The 18,909-nt window shown below is 44.9% G+C and carries 18 protein-coding genes; 15 read left to right on the top strand and 3 right to left on the bottom strand.

Features of this window, described 5'->3' with window-relative positions; genetic code table 11:
- Window positions 1–36 precede the first annotated feature (36 nt).
- Window positions 37–522 (top strand): phosphohistidine phosphatase SixA, encoded by a 486-nt coding sequence (sixA, locus tag GKR61_RS15415; RefSeq protein ID WP_132495498.1) that lies wholly within the window; start codon window positions 37–39, stop codon window positions 520–522.
- A gap of 42 nt (window positions 523–564) precedes the next feature.
- On the opposite strand, the gene smrB is transcribed toward sixA, so the two are convergent.
- A complete protein-coding gene (gene smrB, locus GKR61_RS15420) occupies window positions 565–1,110 on the bottom strand; it encodes an endonuclease SmrB (RefSeq protein WP_036949350.1) in 546 nt (181 codons plus the stop codon).
- Between the two features lie 266 nt (window positions 1,111–1,376).
- On the opposite strand from smrB, the gene hutI reads away from it, so the two are divergent.
- From hutI to GKR61_RS15475, 11 genes are all read left to right on the top strand, one after another.
- Entirely contained in the window at window positions 1,377–2,612 is a 1,236-nt protein-coding gene (gene hutI / locus GKR61_RS15425; RefSeq protein WP_036949352.1) for an imidazolonepropionase, read from the top strand.
- A gap of 191 nt (window positions 2,613–2,803) precedes the next feature.
- The gene (gene hutC, locus GKR61_RS15430) at window positions 2,804–3,535 is read left to right on the top strand and encodes a histidine utilization repressor (RefSeq protein ID WP_187129357.1); all 732 of its coding nucleotides are present in this window, start codon (window positions 2,804–2,806) and stop codon (window positions 3,533–3,535) included.
- A gap of 311 nt (window positions 3,536–3,846) precedes the next feature.
- Entirely contained in the window at window positions 3,847–5,526 is a 1,680-nt protein-coding gene (hutU, locus tag GKR61_RS15435; RefSeq protein WP_336426640.1) for a urocanate hydratase, read from the top strand.
- A 12-nt stretch (window positions 5,527–5,538) separates the two neighbouring features.
- Complete coding sequence (gene hutH, locus GKR61_RS15440) at window positions 5,539–7,071, top strand: histidine ammonia-lyase (RefSeq protein ID WP_036949361.1); 1,533 nt, start codon at window positions 5,539–5,541, stop codon at window positions 7,069–7,071.
- A 115-nt stretch (window positions 7,072–7,186) separates the two neighbouring features.
- Window positions 7,187–8,575: an amino acid permease gene (locus GKR61_RS15445; protein WP_132495490.1), complete on the top strand. Its 1,389-nt coding sequence runs from the start codon at window positions 7,187–7,189 to the stop codon at window positions 8,573–8,575.
- A gap of 193 nt (window positions 8,576–8,768) precedes the next feature.
- On the top strand, window positions 8,769–9,701 hold the full coding sequence (gene prmB / locus GKR61_RS15450; protein ID WP_036949367.1) for a 50S ribosomal protein L3 N(5)-glutamine methyltransferase: 933 nt from the start codon (window positions 8,769–8,771) through the stop codon (window positions 9,699–9,701).
- Between the two features lie 116 nt (window positions 9,702–9,817).
- A complete protein-coding gene (gene aroC, locus GKR61_RS15455; RefSeq protein WP_154600215.1) occupies window positions 9,818–10,906 on the top strand; it encodes a chorismate synthase in 1,089 nt (362 codons plus the stop codon).
- A 176-nt stretch (window positions 10,907–11,082) separates the two neighbouring features.
- The gene (locus GKR61_RS15460; protein ID WP_036949371.1) at window positions 11,083–11,886 is read left to right on the top strand and encodes a TSUP family transporter; all 804 of its coding nucleotides are present in this window, start codon (window positions 11,083–11,085) and stop codon (window positions 11,884–11,886) included.
- 17 nt (window positions 11,887–11,903) lie between these two features.
- Window positions 11,904–12,452 (top strand): elongation factor P hydroxylase, encoded by a 549-nt coding sequence (locus GKR61_RS15465; protein ID WP_154600213.1) that lies wholly within the window; start codon window positions 11,904–11,906, stop codon window positions 12,450–12,452.
- A 30-nt stretch (window positions 12,453–12,482) separates the two neighbouring features.
- Window positions 12,483–12,755, top strand: coding sequence for a YfcL family protein (locus GKR61_RS15470; protein ID WP_036949376.1), 273 nt, complete (start codon window positions 12,483–12,485; stop codon window positions 12,753–12,755).
- 4 nt (window positions 12,756–12,759) lie between these two features.
- On the top strand, window positions 12,760–13,293 hold the full coding sequence (locus tag GKR61_RS15475) for a GNAT family N-acetyltransferase (RefSeq protein WP_154600212.1): 534 nt from the start codon (window positions 12,760–12,762) through the stop codon (window positions 13,291–13,293).
- A gap of 228 nt (window positions 13,294–13,521) precedes the next feature.
- On the opposite strand, the gene mnmC is transcribed toward GKR61_RS15475, so the two are convergent.
- Window positions 13,522–15,552 (bottom strand): bifunctional tRNA (5-methylaminomethyl-2-thiouridine)(34)-methyltransferase MnmD/FAD-dependent 5-carboxymethylaminomethyl-2-thiouridine(34) oxidoreductase MnmC, encoded by a 2,031-nt coding sequence (mnmC, locus tag GKR61_RS15480; protein ID WP_272537301.1) that lies wholly within the window; start codon window positions 15,550–15,552, stop codon window positions 13,522–13,524.
- A 201-nt stretch (window positions 15,553–15,753) separates the two neighbouring features.
- Between mnmC and fabB the strand changes: the two genes are divergently transcribed.
- The 3 genes from fabB to GKR61_RS15495 all read left to right on the top strand — a co-directional run bounded on the left by fabB (window position 15,754) and on the right by GKR61_RS15495 (window position 17,881).
- Entirely contained in the window at window positions 15,754–16,965 is a 1,212-nt protein-coding gene (fabB, locus tag GKR61_RS15485) for a beta-ketoacyl-ACP synthase I (protein WP_036952643.1), read from the top strand.
- Window positions 16,966–17,126: 161 nt separating this feature from the next.
- Window positions 17,127–17,303 carry a hypothetical protein gene (locus GKR61_RS15490; protein ID WP_154600210.1) on the top strand — a complete coding sequence of 59 codons (177 nt, stop codon included), beginning with the start codon at window positions 17,127–17,129 and terminating at the stop codon, window positions 17,301–17,303.
- Between the two features lie 254 nt (window positions 17,304–17,557).
- Complete coding sequence (locus GKR61_RS15495; RefSeq protein ID WP_036952649.1) at window positions 17,558–17,881, top strand: hypothetical protein; 324 nt, start codon at window positions 17,558–17,560, stop codon at window positions 17,879–17,881.
- A gap of 84 nt (window positions 17,882–17,965) precedes the next feature.
- Here the strand turns inward: GKR61_RS15495 and GKR61_RS15500 are convergent, their stop codons facing one another.
- Window positions 17,966–18,892 (bottom strand): LysR family transcriptional regulator, encoded by a 927-nt coding sequence (locus GKR61_RS15500; protein WP_154639889.1) that lies wholly within the window; start codon window positions 18,890–18,892, stop codon window positions 17,966–17,968.
- Window positions 18,893–18,909: the final 17 nt, after the last annotated feature.

Genomic DNA, 18,909 nt, shown 5'->3' on the forward strand with positions numbered 1-18,909 from the left:
TATTCTCCTGTGGGACTGCGGCACAGATGGTGGATTATGCAAGTTTATATTATGCGTCACGGTGATGCTGCAATTCAGGCGGCGAGTGATTCAGCGAGACCATTAACCCAAAAGGGAAAAGATGATTCGGTACTGATGGCGAAATGGCTAAAAGCCCGCCAACCTCAAATTGATACCGTATTAGTGAGCCCCTATTTGCGCGCGGAACAGACATTACAAGTGATGCGTGAGGAATTATCGTTGCCAGCGCAAGCGCAAATCATGGAAGGGTTAACCCCCGGAGGAAATGCGGATTGGGTTGCCTCTCAAATTCGAGATTATGCATTTAGTGGTGCCAAGGCAGTTTTGGTGGTTTCGCACCTGCCACTGGTCGGCTATTTGGTCTCGGAGTTATGTCCCCACGAAGCACCGCCAATGTTTACAACATCGACGATTGCATGCGTTGAGGTGGATACTGAGCAGATGAAGTGTCACTTAGAATGGATGCTCAGCCCATCGCAGATTTCGTTGACCCAATCTTAAGTTTGAGCATCCTAGGGGATGAAAACTAAACGAAGTGAGTGCTTAACGGCGAGCACTCTCAGTCGTTTCAATTAATAATAGCAGCGAAGCATTGCCACCCCACTCTTTAGGGGCTTGGTGAAAAGCGACAATATCAGGATGTTGGGCAAGCCATAGAGGTGTTTGCTGCTTCAAAATATGCTTACCGTGTCCATGCATAATGCAGGCACAATGGACATTTTCCCGCTTACAGGCTGCAATTAACGCGCCAATTTCTTGTTTCGCTTCCATTTGGGTTAACCCATGGAGATCCAGAAATAACTCCGGCACATAGTCTCCACGACGTAATTTTTTCAGCTCATACGGGTTGGCATCCGGTCTTAAATAACGAGTAGGACCTTCATTATCTAGCTGTGGTTGAAATTCATCAGAAAAATAAAATGAAGCATCCACTTGTTCTTGCTGAACTTTTTTACTGGATGGTTGAGTGACTTTCGCACGAATAGGGGCATGCACTATTTGGTCTTGGTGAATTTTCTTAGCACCTTGAATAGCGTCTTTAAAGAGATTGATGTCGCCGTCTTCTAAGGCGAATTTATTTTTAGTCATTGTTTATAAATCAATTGTTAATAAATGATGCTTTCTTGGATGGGCAAAACAGAACCCACAAAACGGAGCGTAGTGTAACCCATTTTTCCCATGAACAGTTATCATAGAATATTTTTAGCGCTACGTAACAAATTTATAACTTTTACGAGAGTAAACATTGACAACAGACCGATAAGTAGTCTAATTGTATATACATATCTATACGTTTATATCTGTACCTTTCATATGTGAAGCCGAATCGGGTTTCTGCTGCCATGGGATGATTTATGTTATTTAAAGCACACGCAAATGATGTGATCTGGCGTAACGGGCGGATCGCCACAATGAATAGTGAACTTGGAACGGCATATGGGTTATTGGAAAATCACGATTTAATCATTCGTGGTGAGCAGATCATTGCCATTCACCCAAGCGACAAAGTTGATGCCAACGGCTGCCACATCATTGATGTTGAAGGTCGCTTAATCACGCCGGGACTAATTGATTGCCATACCCACTTAGTGTTTGGTGGTAACCGAGCCGCAGAGTGGGAACAACGTATGAATGGCGTCTCCTATGAAACAATTAGCGCACAAGGTGGCGGAATCAATTCTACCGTTCGCTCCACACGAGCTATGAGTGAAGATGGGTTATATGAGGTGTCGAAACCGCGTTTAGAAGCGTTGATCGGTGAAGGCGTCACTACTGTTGAAATGAAATCGGGTTATGGGTTAGATCTTGTCAATGAAGAGAAACAACTGTCAGTGGCAAAACGATTATTTGCAGCTTATCCGATCGACGTGAGCTCGACATTACTTTCCGCGCATACAGTTCCGCCAGAATATAAAGGTAAAGCTGACGATTATATTGACCTTATTTGCGATGAAATTATGCCGCAGCTATGGAAAAAAGGGCTATTTGATGCCGTGGACGTGTTCTGTGAAAGTGTTGGCTTTTCTCTTAAACAAAGCGAGAAGTTATTCTTAGCAGCGAAAAAACTAGGAATTCCAGTAAAAGGACATGTCGAGCAACTCTCTAATTTAGGGGGAAGTGAGCTGGTGGCAGAATTTAACGGGCTATCAGTCGACCATATTGAATACTTAGATCTCCAAGGTATTCAAGCCCTCAAACGCAGTGGAACCGTGGCAGTATTATTACCTGGTGCGTTCTATTTTTTACGCGAAACCAAACTACCGCCGATTGAACTATTACGCGAAAACCAAGTACCTATGGCCATCTCCACGGACTTTAATCCAGGCACCAGCCCATTTGCCTCACTGCGTATGGTGATGAATATGGCGGCGGTATTATTTAGATTAACCCCTGAAGAAATTTGGGCAGGAGTGACACGCCATGCAGCAAAAGCATTAGGGCGAGAACATAGCCTTGGGCAATTACGCGTCGGCTATCAAGCTAACTTTGTGGTATGGGATGCCAAGGATCCGGTAGAAATGATTTATGAACAGGGCAGCAATCCATTAAATCAGCGTGTTTATCAAGGAAAAGTCACCCATAAAAATTAATGGTTTATTTTAGTTAAAATAGAAAAAGCGTTTCTGTTTTTCAGGTTATAATATTATTTGCTCATAAAATTCTGATGTATTCATAAAGTTCTGATTGCTGCCTAGGAATATCACCTCCACTATAGGCAGTAATTATTTTGATTGATTTTCAATGTTGACGACTCACACACATTACTTATTTGGAAATAAACGTGACAGCCGAAAAAAAACCGAAGCTGAAAACTCCTGTTCCATTGTATTTGCAAGTTAAGCAGTCAATTATTGAAAAAATACAAGCAGGAGAGTGGCAAGCCAACGACCGTGTGCCTTCAGAAGCCGAGTTAGTTGTGCAGTTTGATTGTAGCCGAATGACGGCAAACCGAGCCTTACGGGAGCTTACCGCTGAAGGGTTATTGGTGCGTCTTCAAGGGGTTGGCACCTTTGTTGCCGAACCTAAAGGGCAATCCGCTTTGTTTGAAATCCACAGCATTGAAGATGAGATCCTCGCCAGAAATCATCAATACAGCTGCAAAATTAATAAGTTAGAGAAAGTCAGTGCATCAGTCACACTGGCAAAAGAGTTAAATATTTCCCCAGAAACGCCGGTTTATCATTCCGTGATTGTCCATTTGGAGAATGATATTCCTGTGCAAATTGAAGATCGTTTTGTGAATGCGCTGGCAGCACCGGATTATCTGGAACAAGACTTTCTGACCATCACTCCCCACGATTATTTATCCCGTGTTGCGCCGTTGACTCAGGGTGAGCATATTGTTGAAGCGGTAGAGGCGGATGACCGCAGTGCTCGGCTTTTGCAAGTGCATGTGGGCGCATCCTGCCTGCAAATTACCCGCCGAACATGGTCACAAAGCCATATCGTGACCAGTACGAAGTTATTGTTTCCCGGTCATCGATATAAACTGAAAGGCAGTTTTTCTTCCTAGTGGTATGAAATAAGACCATTCCGTCGGCATGAGCGCAGCCATTATGGCTGTGCTGACCCCTATCATCCCTAAGATAAATGTAAAATAACTGTGAACTAAATGTGATCTGGTAGGCAGATTTAGAATAAAAAAACATCAGTAAAATCAAAGGGTGTTTTTTTATTTCATTGTTTTTAATGAATAATATTTTTCGTTAGAGTCTGTTTTAGTCATCACAATTGTTAAAAAATAAATTGATCGTACATGTATATACAACTATATCTATAAGGAGACGCAATAAGTCAAACACGCATCTAAGTGAGGGTATATTCGTGACAAAGTTAAATAACAAATATCGTAATATTGAAATTCGAGCACCTCGTGGAACGACCTTAACAGCTAAAAGTTGGCTGACAGAAGCGCCACTGCGCATGTTGATGAACAACCTCGATCCTGACGTGGCAGAGAATCCCCATGAGCTTGTGGTTTATGGTGGGATTGGCCGTGCAGCCCGTAACTGGCAATGCTATGACCAAATTATTGAATCCCTGAAACAGCTAGATAGCGACGAAACCCTGCTGGTGCAATCAGGGAAACCTGTCGGTGTATTCAAAACCCACGAAAATGCCCCCCGTGTATTAATCGCTAACTCTAACCTTGTACCGCATTGGGCGAATTGGGAGCATTTCAACGAGTTGGATGCAAAAGGCTTAGCCATGTATGGTCAAATGACCGCTGGAAGCTGGATTTATATTGGTAGCCAAGGGATTGTGCAAGGTACCTATGAAACCTTCGTTGAAGCGGGGCGCCAACATTACAATGGCGATCTTACAGGGCGTTGGGTATTAACAGCAGGTCTAGGTGGAATGGGTGGCGCACAGCCATTAGCGGCTACATTAGCAGGAGCTTGCTCATTAAATATTGAGTGCCAGCAAAGCCGTATCGATTTCCGTTTAAGAACCCGTTATGTGGATGAACAAGCCACTGATCTGGATGACGCATTAGCGCGCATCAAAAAGTACACATCAGAAGGCAAAGCTGTTTCTATCGCACTGTGTGCTAACGCGGCTGAAGTTTTACCTGAAATGGTTCGTCGTGGCATTAAGCCAGACATGGTTACCGACCAAACCAGTGCTCATGACCCGCTCAATGGCTATCTGCCGATTGGTATGAGCTGGGATGAGTATCGCGAAAAGAGCGTGAAAGACCCACAAGGTACTGCGTTGGCGGCGAAAAAATCCATGGCGGAACATGTGAAAGCGATGTTGGCTTTCCAAGCCCAAGGTATTCCAACATTCGATTACGGTAACAATATTCGTCAAATGGCGTTGGAAATGGGTGTTGAACATGCATTTGATTTCCCTGGATTTGTTCCAGCCTATATTCGCCCACTATTTTGCCGCGGTGTTGGTCCATTCCGTTGGGTGGCGTTATCAGGGGATCCTGAAGATATCTATAAAACAGATGCTAAAGTGAAAGAATTACTGCCAGATGATAAACATCTGCATCGTTGGCTGGACATGGCGCGTGAGCGTATTAGTTTCCAAGGCTTACCAGCACGTATTTGCTGGGTTGGTTTGGGGGATCGTGCCAAGTTAGGTTTAGCGTTCAATGAAATGGTCAGAAGTGGCGAGGTCTCTGCACCGATTGTTATTGGTCGTGACCATTTAGATTCAGGCTCAGTAGCGAGTCCAAACCGTGAAACTGAAGCGATGAAAGATGGCTCGGATGCGGTGTCGGATTGGCCGTTACTGAACGCGCTATTAAATACGGCGAGCGGCGCGACATGGGTGTCATTACACCATGGTGGCGGTGTTGGAATGGGCTTCTCTCAACATTCTGGCGTAGTGATTGTCTGCGATGGTACAGATGCAGCGGCGGAGCGTATTGCTCGCGTACTGCACAATGACCCAGCGATAGGGGTGATGCGCCACGCGGATGCGGGCTATGACATCGCTATCGAATGCGCTAAAGAGAAAAACTTAAACCTACCTATGCTAAAAACACGTTAAGGAGTGCCATTGATGACTAAATTAACTATCCATCCAGGGAAAATGACACTCGACGAATTACGCGTTGTTTTCCAAAAACCAGTGACTGTTGCGTTAGATAAACATGCCCACAGCGTCATTGCCAAAAGCGTTGCGACCGTAAATCAAATTATTGCGGAAGATAAAACCGCGTATGGCATCAATACTGGGTTTGGTTTACTTGCTAACACCCGTATTGCTAGCAAAGATTTGCAATCTTTACAGCGCTCTATTGTGATGTCTCATGCGGCTGGCGTTGGTGAACCACTGGACGATGATCTGGTTCGCTTGATTATGGTATTAAAGATAAACAGCCTTGCGCGTGGTTTCTCAGGCATTCGCTTAGAAGTGATTGAAGCGCTGATTGCACTGGTTAACGCACAAGTCTACCCGTATATTCCTGCAAAAGGGTCAGTGGGCGCATCGGGTGATTTAGCGCCGCTAGCACATATGAGCTTAATTCTGATTGGCGAAGGGCAGGCGCGCTTTGAAGGTCAATGGCTACCTGCGAAAAAAGCGTTAGAAAAAGCGGGCTTGAAACCATTAACTCTGGAAGCTAAAGAAGGTTTGGCACTCCTGAACGGCACTCAAACCTCAACCGCGTTTGCGTTAAAAGGCTTGTTTGCGGCGGAAAATCTGCTGTTATCCGGCATTGTGTGTGGGGCGTTAAGCGTAGAAGCGACATTAGGCTCTCGCAAGCCATTTGATGCGCGAGTCCAAGAAGTTCGTGGTCAAAAAGGTCAAATCGATGTGGCTGCGCTGTTCCGCGATGTGTTATCGCCAACCAGCGAACTGTCCCAATCTCACGCAAATTGTTCTAAAGTCCAAGACCCGTATTCATTACGCTGTCAGCCTCAAGTGATGGGCGCGTGTTTAACGCAAATCCGTCAAGCGGCAGAAGTTATTTTAATTGAATCTAATGCGGTATCCGATAACCCGCTGGTGTTTACCGATAATGGCGACATTATTTCTGGTGGTAACTTCCATGCGGAGCCAGTTGCTATGGCGTCGGACAATATCGCGCTGGCATTAGCTGAAATAGGTGCATTATCAGAGCGACGCATTGCGATGTTGATGGACACGCACATGTCCCAATTACCGCCATTCTTAGTTAACAATGGTGGGGTGAACTCCGGCTTTATGATTGCACAGGTGACGGCAGCAGCATTAGCCAGTGAAAACAAAGCATTAGCGCATCCATCTAGCGTGGATAGTTTACCAACATCTGCTAACCAAGAAGACCACGTTTCCATGGCACCAGCAGCAGGTCGCCGTTTATGGGAAATGGCGAAAAACGTGACAGGCATTTTAGCCATTGAATGGTTATCTGCGTGTCAGGGAATGGATTTCCGCGACGGTTTGAAATCGAGCGAAAAACTGGAAAAAGCCCGTAAAACCCTGCGTGATAAAGTCGCGTATTACGATAAAGACCGTTATTTCGCACCGGATATCGAGGCGGCTATCTCGCTTATTGATCAACATAAACTTGCCACGTTGTTTGCAGCAAACTCGGTTTTTCATTCATAAAAACTTGTCGTTCATATACCGATAGTTCCTATAAGTAAGTGTTTTAGAAGCAGCCGACTATGTATCGGCTGCGAATTCTCTTCGAAACGACTGATAAAAATACGAAGGACACAACATGCAAAGCACATCACAACTTGCGCGTGGGCTTTCTGCGCGCCACATCCGATTTATGGCCCTCGGTTCAGCAATAGGAACGGGGTTATTTTATGGTTCAGCCAAAGCCATTGAAACTGCCGGTCCGGCCGTTTTACTGGCTTATATTATTGGGGGCGCCGCTGTTTTTATGGTGATGCGTGCTCTTGGTGAAATGGCGGTTCGTAGCCCATTGGCAGGATCATTCTCCCAATATGCTAGCCACTATTTAGGTCCGCGAGCGGGCTTTTTCACAGGTTGGACGTATGTTTTTGAAATGCTCATTGTCTGCTTGGCTGACGTGACGGCATTTGGGGTCTATATGAAATTATGGTTCCCTGATGTGGCTCAGTGGATTTGGGTGCTCAGCATTATCTGTTTTATCGGTGCCATTAACCTGTGCCACGTCAAAACATTCGGCGAAATGGAATTTTGGTTGTCGATAGTGAAAGTGGGGGCGATTGTCGCGATGATCGTCGGTGGCGCTGCCATTATGATGTTTGGCTTCGGTCAAGCCTCTGAACATGCGGTTGGGGTATCAAACCTATTTGACCATGGTGGGTTTATGCCAAATGGCATAGGCGGGGTCATCGCCTCATTTGCCGTGGTCATGTTCGCCTTTGGGGGAATTGAAGTCATCGGGATCACGGCGAGCGAAGCCAAAAACCCAGAAGTGACTATTCCTAAAGCCATTAATGCGGTGCCTGTACGTATCTTACTGTTCTACGTATTAACGTTGTTTGTACTGATGTGCATCTACCCATGGAATCAAATTGGCCAAAATGGCAGCCCGTTTGTGCAGATTTTTGATAGTTTAGGCATTTCAGCTGCGGCGAATATCTTGAACGTGGTAGTGATCACCGCCGCCATCTCGGCAATTAATAGTGATATTTTTGGTGCCGGTCGCATGATGTACGGCATGGCTCATGAAGGGCAGGCGCCTAAATCATTCACTAAGTTAACCAAAAATGGGGTGCCATGGATGACGGTGTTAGTCATGGTGCTGGTACTGTTTATTGGTGTGGTACTGAACTATCTGATCCCTGAAGATGTGTTCTTAGTGATCGCTTCGATTGCCACGTTTGCCACGATTTGGGTCTGGTTCATGATTTTACTGGCACAATTTGCGATGCGCCGTAAGATGACGCCAGAGCAAGTTCAGCAATTGAAATTCCCAGTACCGATGTGGCCAGTTGCGCCTATCCTTGCAATTGCCTTTATGGTGTTTATTTTCGGTGTATTAGGTTATTTCGAAAGTACTCGAATTGCGCTGTATGTGGGGATCGGTTGGTTGTTGTTACTCACTATTGCTTACGCGGTATGGGTGAAAAAACCGGAAGAAACCGAGAAAGAAGTCGAAGAATTAGCGTAACGTTTTTAATATCATGATAAACACTGCGCCCTTGATGAAAATCCGGGGCGCGGTTATTTTTAGCGCCAAAATGCGCAAACAAGTGCTTATCTGCGTATTTTCTTACATTAATCTGCTGATTTGTCTTTCACTTCGTGGCAAACTTTAGCCATTCAAATTTTTCCTTTTAATCCACAGGCAGGAGAATCCCTTCTTGGAAAAGATCTTCGTTGATGAAGCCGTCGCAGAACTTCATACCATTCAAGACATTTTACGTTGGACCATGAGCCGCTTTAATGCTGCCAATATCTATTATGGTCACGGTACCGATAACCCATGGGATGAAGCTTTACAGTTAGTTTTGCCAAGCCTGTATTTACCGCTGGACTTACCGGATGAGCTACTAACTTCGCGCCTGACTCCAACGGAGCGTCACCGCATTATTGAGCGCGTATTACGCCGTATCAATGACCGTATTCCAGTTGCCTATCTGACTAACAGTTCGTGGTTCTGTGGACATGAATTCTATGTGGATGAGCGAGTGCTGATCCCGCGTTCGCCAATTGGTGAGCTGATTAACAACCATTTTGTGGGTTTATTATCTGATGAACCACAAACCATCCTTGACCTGTGTACGGGAAGTGGCTGCATTGCGATTGCCTGCGCCCATGAATTCCCTGAAGCTGAAGTGGATGCCGTGGATATCTCTACGGATGTCTTGGCTGTGACTGAGCAAAACATTGCGAATCATGGTTTAGAGCACCGTGTGATCCCAATTCGTTCTGATTTATTCAGAGATATGCCAGACGTTAAATATGACCTGATTGTCACCAATCCGCCGTATGTGGATGCCGAGGATATGGACGATCTGCCACAAGAGTTCCGTGTCGAGCCTGAACTGGCGTTGGCGGCTGGTAGCGATGGTCTGAAACTGGTTCGCCGCATTCTCGCTAACGCTCCGCGCTTCTTAACTGAAGAGGGGATTTTGGTGTGCGAAGTGGGTAACAGCATGGTGCATCTGATTGACCAATATCCAGATATTCCATTTATCTGGTTAGATTTCGAATTTGGTGGTGACGGCGTGTTTATGTTAACCCGTGAACAGTTGGTGGAACATCACGAGCACTTTGCTCTTTATATTGATTAATATATTAATTAATAAAGAGTTGCGTTACTCGGCATAATCAAATAAAACATAATAGTTACGCATAACATCATATTTCTTAACAAGTATAAGAATCGCAAGCAAATAGGAAACAGGGAATGGCTGGAAATTCAATTGGGCAACTGTTTCGTGTGACCACTTTTGGAGAGTCACACGGGCTAGCATTAGGCTGCATCGTTGACGGTGTTCCGCCGGGATTAGCGCTGACAGAAGCAGATTTACAAATCGACTTAGACCGCCGTCGTCCAGGCACATCGCGCTATACCACTGCGCGCCGTGAACCTGACCAAGTGAAAATCCTATCGGGGGTTTTTAACGGTGTGACGACAGGCACCAGTATCGGTTTATTAATTGAAAATACCGATCAACGTTCCCAAGATTATGGTGCGATTAAAGACGTGTTCCGTCCAGGGCACGCCGATTACACATATGAACAGAAATATGGTCTGCGCGATTATCGCGGTGGCGGTCGTTCATCCGCCCGTGAAACCGCGATGCGTGTTGCTGCGGGGGCGATTGCCAAGAAATTCTTGCAAGAAAAATTTGGCATTCAAATTCGTGCATGTCTGACCCAAATGGGCAGCGTAGAGTGTGAAATTAAAGATTGGTCGATTGTCGAAGAAAACCCATTCTTCTGCCCTGATCCAAGCAAATTGGATGCCCTTGATGAGCTGTTACGTGGCTTGAAAAAAGAGGGTGATTCCATTGGTGCGAAAGTCACCGTTGTGGCTGAGAACGTTCCCGCGGGTTTAGGCGAGCCAGTTTTTGACCGCTTAGATGCTGATATCGCTCATGCACTGATGAGCATTAATGCAGTAAAAGGCGTAGAAATTGGCGATGGTTTTGGAGTGGTGAGCTTAAAAGGCAGTGAAAACCGCGATGAAATCACCCGCCATGGTTTTACATCTAACCATGCTGGTGGAATTTTAGGGGGCATTAGCAGCAGCCAGCCGATTATTGCCCATATCGCGATGAAACCGACCTCTAGCATTACTGTTTCAGGAAAAACCTTGAATCGTGATGGTGAAGAAGTTGAGATGATCACCAAAGGTCGCCATGACCCTTGTGTAGGCATTCGCGCGGTACCTATCGCGGAAGCCATGATGGCGATTGTGCTGATGGATCACTTTTTGCGTCACCGTGGGCAATGTGCGGATGTTGTGCCAGCAGTGGCACCATTCGAATAAGTCATTGACGTTTTTCAGTGGATATTCTTGCTTGGCAAGGGTATCCACTGTGAGTTAAAGGTTAGGATGAAACCTCGATTATAATCCATCCGGGCTGTGATATTGCTTAACTTTCAATAAGATAATCAATAAATAACAAATCTGCATCGTGATAGTTTACTTATCTGGAATGTGAAATGGATTGGCTTACCGCCGTTGCGCCTGAAGTTTACGCTCTGCTGTTTTTTGTCGCTCTACTTGCTGGTTTTATTGACTCTATCGCTGGGGGCGGTGGTTTACTGACGATTCCTGCGCTGCTTTCTGTGGGGATCACCCCTGTCGAAACCTTGGCGACCAATAAATTACAAGCCATTGGCGGTTCATTTTCTGCCACACTCTATTTTGCAAGACGTAAAGCCATTAATTTGCGAGAGCAAATTTTCCCGGTGGTCATGACCATAATAGGGGCAATGCTCGGGGCAATTTTAATTCAATCCATCGATACCGCATTTTTGAAACAGCTGTTGCCAGTAATGGTCATCTGTGTCGGTCTCTATTTCTTACTCACACCCTCTTTGGGTGTGCAAGATAGACCTCAGCGCGTCAGCATGCCAATCTTTGGGGTTGCTGCGGGGATGAGTATCGGCTTTTATGATGGGGCATTTGGTCCAGGAACTGGCTCATTTTTAGCGCTCGCTTATGTCCTACTATTAGGGTATAACCTCGCCAAAGCTACCGCCCATGCTAAATTGTTAAATTTCGCCTCCAATTTCGGATCTTTGATCTTTTTTATTATCGGAGGTCATGTTCTTTGGGTGCTCGGTTTTGTTATGCTTGCCGGCCAAATGGTTGGTGCGAGGCTTGGCGCTCGCTTAGTGTTAACCAAAGGACAAAAACTTATCAGGCCGATGATCGTCGTGATTTCACTCTTAATGAGTATTAAGCTGTTAAATGACAGCCACGGTGACGATATTAAAGCTTGGTTTCTCACATTATTTTAAGATGATTTAAGCGTTCCATGACCCAACATCATTATCAGCAACTTATTGATATTTTCGAACAGTGTTTCGGCGAAGAGTACAATACCAAATTGGTAAAAGGGGACGACGAGCCTGTCTATTTACCTGCCGATGACACCACACCATACAACCAAATTGTGTTTGCACATGGCTTTTTTACCAGTGGACTCCATGAAATTTCTCACTGGTGCATTGCGGGGGAAAAACGCCGCCAGCAAGTGGATTACGGTTATTGGTACTGCCCAGATGGTCGCGATGAAAAAACTCAGTGTGACTTTGAAGTGGTCGAAATCAAACCTCAAGCATTGGATTGGTTTTTCTGTGTGGCAACAGGTATCCCATTTAATGTGAGTTGTGACAACTTGGAAGGGGATTTTGAACCTGACCGTATTGCCTTTATGCGCAAAGTGCATGGTCAAGTGATGGAGTACCTCGAAAAAGGTATTCCAGAGAGACCACTGCGCTTTATTAATGCGTTACAATCGTTTTACAATACACCCCCACTTTGCGCGGAACTGTTTCCTTATCCGGAAGATATTTTCGCCTAATAGAATCACTCACTACAGTAAGGATTAAGCATGCTTGCGGATTTTGAAACACGCATACTGACAAAAATTGATGATATGGTTGAACACGCCAGCGATGATGAGCTGTTTGCTGGTGGCTATCTGCGTGGTCACTTAACCCTTGCTGTAGCAGAGCTGGAAGAAGAGAACGAAACCAGTGTTGATGCACTGTATCAGCGCGTTGAGCTGAGTATCCAAAACGCCATCAAAGCAGGTGAATTGACCCCGCCAGACCAAATTTTGGTGCTGGGTATGTGGAAAACACTGTTAGATACCGTGCGTTAGTTTTATGGACTCTATTGACCGCATGTATTCTATTCGATTAGCAACCCATGAAGATGCCCAATTTTTACCTGAGGTAGAAGCGTCTGCGGGGCAGACTTTTGCTGGGCATTTGAAGTTTGATTGGATTGCCCAAGGTGAAGTTCAACCGGAAGAAAACCATATTGAGTGTATTGCGAACGGCTTAGAGTGGCTCGCTGTGGATAATCATGATCAGCCTGTTGGCTTTATTATGGCGGAGCATTTGAGCGATAGCCTGCATATTGTGGAGCTTTCAGTTCAGCAGTCAGCGCAAGGGCAGGGCTTAGGTAAGCGGCTTATTCAGCAGGTTATTGAGTTCGCTCAATCCCAACAGATTGGTCAGGTTACACTAACCACATTTCGTGATATTCCGTGGAATGCGCCGTATTATCAGCGCCTTGGTTTTTCGATAATGGAAGAGGCGCAATTGACGCGCGAATTACAAGATATATTGCAACACGAAGTGGATGCAGGGTTTCAAAGCATTGATCGCTGCGCCATGCAGTTGAGCGTGAATTAATCTCAATATTACTTCGTTCTGAGGGCTTCCAAATGGAAGCCCTTGAGGTTGATGACAAAGAGGGATAAAAGCGTGGTTTTTCCCTCTTTGTGATATCAGGCGAAAATCAATAAATTGATTTTCCTCGTTAATTTTACAACCCAAAAGAGCCATTTCCAAACCTGATGGGTTTGTCAATGGTCTGAGGGCTTCCAAATGGAAGCCCTTTTTCGTTTATGCTTCTTTTGTTTACGCCTCTTTTGTCGTGATTGGACGTCCCGCCAGCAGTTTTCTCACCCAAAAACGATTTGGATGTAATGCGGCAAGCACGTCATCGTCGGCAGGCATTGGCTCGTCAAAAATTTGAGCGGCGAGGATTTCAGCACAAAGTGGTGCAGTGGAAAGCCCTCGTGCGCCTAATGCGCCAAATACAAATAGGTTAGGATAGGCTGGAGAGGGTTCAACAGGTTGTTGACGGTGAAGTTGCTCAGGTAAATTCGCATATTGTTGCATCAGGGCATCGAAGTTAGGAACATTACCAAGTAGTGGCATATGGTCGCGGATCACGCAGCGGATCCCTTGGCGTGACTGTTGGTCAGAGATATCCACCTGCGACGTCCAGTCCACATCCGGTAGGCTGGTGAGCAGCTTTTGCAGATTTTCTTGCTGCTCTTCCTCGGAGTATTCAAGGCTCAAATTATCTCGTTGATAGCTAGCTCCCAAGCAGTGATGCTGGTTTGTAGCATCTTCTGGTGTCATATAACCTTCGAAGCACAGCACAGTTTTTAATTGCTGCAACGTAGGGTTAGTCGGAATGTGGCTGACTTGCCCGCGCACAGGCGTGATAGGCAAGTTTTTTGTTTGCTCAAACTGATTCAATAAATGACCATTGGCAATCACCACGGTTTGATGATGGGCTTTTTTCTGGTTATTGAGTGTCAGCGCCCAATCTTCCCCTGAGCGCTGTAAGTCGGTGACTGACAGACCAAAGTGGAAATTAACGCCTTCTTCAGCGAGTTTTTGCGCTAAGCTTTCGCATAATTGCGCAGGACAGAGCCAGCCACCAGTGGGGTAATAAATACCTCGATGGTTGACATCCACACCACTAAGTTCACTGAGTTGTTGCCTATCTTTACCAACGGCAAATTCTTCTGGCCAGTCAGTTTGCAGCATGTTGTCGATTTTTTTTGTAGATTTAGGGTTATACGCCATTTGGCTTACCCCGCACCATTGCCCATTAAATTCGATACCTTGCGTACTAAGTTGCTGATAAAAACGAATTGCAAACGGGAAACCACTGACAAAAAAGCGTTCTAAGGCATTATCGTTCCCGGTTAAGAGAGGGTAGACTGCGCCTTGACGGTTTCCAGATGCGTTTTGCGCGACATGCTGGTCTTGACAATAAATCGTGACATTCGCCCCGCGTTTTTTGAGTGAATTGGCTAAGGCGAGGCTGGCAATTCCGCCGCCAATAATCGCGATATCATCATTATGAGATGCAGGTTGACGCGCAAACCAAGGCGCCATTGGGCGAGTCAGATTATTTTCTAGTACTCCCGTCAGCATTTGACGCTTTTGACCAAATCCTTTGGTCTTCATGATAGTAAAGCCCGCTTGTTGTAATCCACGTTTGACAAATCCGGCTACCGTAAAGGTGGCAAATGTACCGCCTTCACGCGCAAATTTTGCCATTGCAGCGAACAACTGTTCGCTCCACATTTGCGGATTTTTGGAAGGTGCAAAACCATCTAAAAACCACGCATCTATCTTATTGTTTAAATTGTCATTAAGTATGGATACTTGCGTATTTACATCACCAATCCATAAATCGAGGGTGATTAAGCCGTTTTCTAAAATAATTCGATGGTTGCCGGGTAGGGCGGGTGGCCACTGTTCACATAATTGCTCTGAGAGCTCAGCTAATTCAGGCCAACAACGGTGCGCGGCGATTAAATCGGCTTTTGATAACGGGTATTTTTCAAAGCTAATAAAATGTAATCGTTGTAATTTTGCATTGGGATTTTCGGCTTTGAATTGATTGAAGACCTGCCATAAAGCGAGAAAATTCAATCCGGTACCAAATCCTGTCTCGGCAATCACACAAGTTTCATCTTGGTGTGTTAGAAATCGCTGTGGAAAATGGTTTCCCTGCAAAAACACATGGCGACTCTCTTCTAATCCATTCTGGTTAGAAAAATAGATGTCTTCAAACTGTTCTGAAATCGGTGTGCCTTCCTCATTCCAACTGAGGTGAGCGGTTTGTACAGCTGTCTTTTTCACGTTTAAGCCCGTTATTGCAAAATCATTTTCAAATTCTAACGCTGATATCACTGTAAGGCTACCGTCACATAAAAGCCTTGTTTGTGTCATGATAAAAAAAATACAAATATTTACCCTGATCGGACTTGTTCAGCGTACAAGTGTAAGCTAAAGTGACACCTGTAATCCCGTAATCATATAATTATAGACATGAGGTAACGAATGAAGCGTGCAGTCATAACTGGCCTAGGTATTGTTTCCAGCATTGGTAATAACCAGGAAGAAGTACTGGCTTCTCTGAAGGAAGGTCGTTCCGGGATCACTTTCTCAGAAGAATTTAAAGAGGCAGGGCTGCGTAGCCATGTCTGGGGTGATGTAAAGCTGGATACTGAAGGTCTGATTGACCGTAAAGTCCGCCGTTTCATGAGTGATTGCTCTGTCTATGCTTACCTGTCAATGGAACAGGCGATTAAAGATTCAGGTTTAGCGGAAGACCAAGTGTCTAACCTGCGTACGGGTGTTGTTGTTGGTTCTGGTGGTGGTTCACCGCGTAACCAAGTCGCTGGCTCTGACGGTATGCGTGCAAAAGGTCTGCGTGGTGTGGGTCCATATATGGTGACTCGTGCAATGGCTTCCGGTATTTCTGCTTGCTTAGCAACGCCGTTCAAAATCAAAGGCGTTAACTACTCAATCAGCTCTGCATGTTCAACGTCTGCACACTGTATCGGTCACGCGGTTGAACTGATCCAACTGGGCAAACAAGATGTTGTGTTTGCTGGTGGTGGTGAAGAACTGAGCTGGGAAATGACCTGTGAGTTCGATGCAATGGGTGCGTTGTCGACTAAGTACAACGAAACCCCATCAAAAGCGTCAAGAACGTATGACCAAGACCGTGATGGTTTTGTTATTGCAGGCGGTGGCGGTATCGTCGTCGTTGAAGAGTTAGAGCACGCATTAGCACGTGGTGCACACATTTACGCAGAAGTGGTTGGCTACGGTGCAACTTCTGACGGTGCTGATATGGTGGCTCCATCGGGCGAAGGCGCAGTGCGTTGTATGCAAATGGCAATGCAGGGTGTTGATAAAATCGATTACATCAACACACACGGTACTTCAACGCCAGTCGGTGATACTAAAGAGTTAGAAGCTATCCAAGAAGTGTTTGGTCATGATTGCCCAGCACTTTCTGCAACCAAAGCGATGACAGGTCACTCTTTAGGTGCAGCGGGCGTTCAAGAAGCGATTTATAGCTTGCTGATGTTAGAGCATGGTTTTATCGCACCAAGCATTAACGTTGAGAATTTAGATGAGAAAGCGAAAGGCTTGAACATCATCACCAAACCAACTGAGCAAGCGCTGAACACAGTGATGTCTAACAGCTTCGGTTTCGGTGGTACTAACGCAACGTTAGTGATGAGCAAATACAAAGCGTAAGTTTCTTCACTGAAATGCACAAAATAGAAAGCGAGGGCCAAGGCTCTCGCTTTTTTTATGACTCAATTATTGCCGCCACCATAATCATCATTTTATTAAATTACCGTAATGAAAATAGTGCCATGATATTTGCTCTATTAATGTATCAATAAGGAGTTAATATGGATTTCACACGGTGTAAGATTTGGAAAAATGATTTAAAACTTTTGGGTAATGCACTAATTAAAAGTATTAAGGGGCTGTTTCCTGCCAAAGTTAAGCGTGCATTTAATACTAATATCATGTATCCACTTTTTGGAAAGCAAGAAGAAAAGACGATGTTTCCGCGCCACGGCTAAAATATGTTTATATTGGCAAAAACGCAGATAATAAAAACGTTGTTTCGCTGAGTTACACGTAGTATCCCTTTTATTAATCAAAAAGTTTGCCCCGAAATCTTTATGGGGCAAACTTTATTGTTCACGACAACCCGAACTACTCATTGAATATTGAAGTTCCTTCGACGATTATCAGAGTTATCCGCGAGCATCTTACCTTCAAACTGCGTATAAATGCTCAATACATAAAATAGTCAAAAAGAAAGGTAAAAAAGATGGCGTATTGGACGGCGAAGAGTGTTCCCGAATTAGCAGGATTAGAGAGAAAAGAGCAAGGACGCCTATTTCGTCAATGCCTGAAAGAAGGTAAAAAACGCATGGGTGCGAAATATTGGAAGCTCACTGGACTCGCGGTTTTACTTTCCGCTGTATTAGCCTTTATGTTGTTTTTCTTTGGTTTCTTTTCCGGTGGTTTTCTAGGTGGCGCATTGTTAGGCGGTATGATTGGTGCCTTGTTTGTCTTTATTGTACAAACACCAACCATTGATGTGGGTCGCGAATGGTTACGCGAGCAGGGCTATCCGAAACAAGACATCTAGGATAGGTCAAGTGAAGAAAAAGTGAGAGTCAAGGCTTTCGCTTTTTTTATAAATTCTGATAGATAGTAGAAACCCTGCCCCTTGTTAACCCTCGTTTTCGCCATAAAACTTGCGGTCATCTTTTAATTGTTCAGCGATAATGCCTCTAAACCACTCTAATGCTTTATCAGTATCACTACGTTGGTGCCATACCATTTGGAAATCCAAATCAGGAAGAGATAATGGAGGCGAAAATAACGTAAACTTGCCTAACATTGATTGAGGTATCGCTTTTTCCGCCACCGTTAGGATCAAGTCAGTTCCTGTTAATAATTGGGGGGCAATTTGCCAGTAAGGCACAGTCACTGCGACACGGCGCTGTTGGTTAATTAATTGGAGTTGATGGTCTATTTCGTTAGCATCAAAAGGCTTCATACTCACTAAAATGTGGGGATGGGATAGCCAATCAACTAAATCCATTTTGCCTTGTGAGCCGAGTTGATGATCAACCAGACAGACAAATTTATCAGTAAAGACAGTTTGATTTCGTAACGAATAATCCAACGTATTAAATATACCGAATGCTAAATCTAAGCTCCCTTCATGCAATTTATTTTGCATTTCTTCCCGACTACAGTGCCAGATATTGAGATCAATATTGGGGGCATATTTGCGTAAATAAGAAACCAATTTTACCGCAATTAAAGCCGCGCCGTAGTCGGACATCGCGATATTAAAGCGTCTTTGGCAGCTGAGCGGAGAAAACTGTTTTTGGGCAATCAAGTCATCTAACTGGTTTAATGCTTCATTTAATGGGAGATAAAGAGACTCAGCTTTGCTGGTTAATTGATATTGGCCTTCACGGCGAACCAATAATGGGTCTTGAAAAATGTCTCTCAATTGATTTAATGCATGGCTGACTGCGGGCTGACTTTTATGTAAAGCTTCTGCTGCTCGGCTGACATGACGCTCCCGTAATAAGACTGACAACGTCACAAGTTGATTTAAATCTAATTTTCTTAAGTTATTCATCCTACGAATAGTGCCTT

Source organism: Providencia sp. wls1916 (genome assembly GCF_009706585.1).
Classification (GTDB): Bacteria; Pseudomonadota; Gammaproteobacteria; order Enterobacterales; family Enterobacteriaceae; genus Providencia; species Providencia lanzhouensis.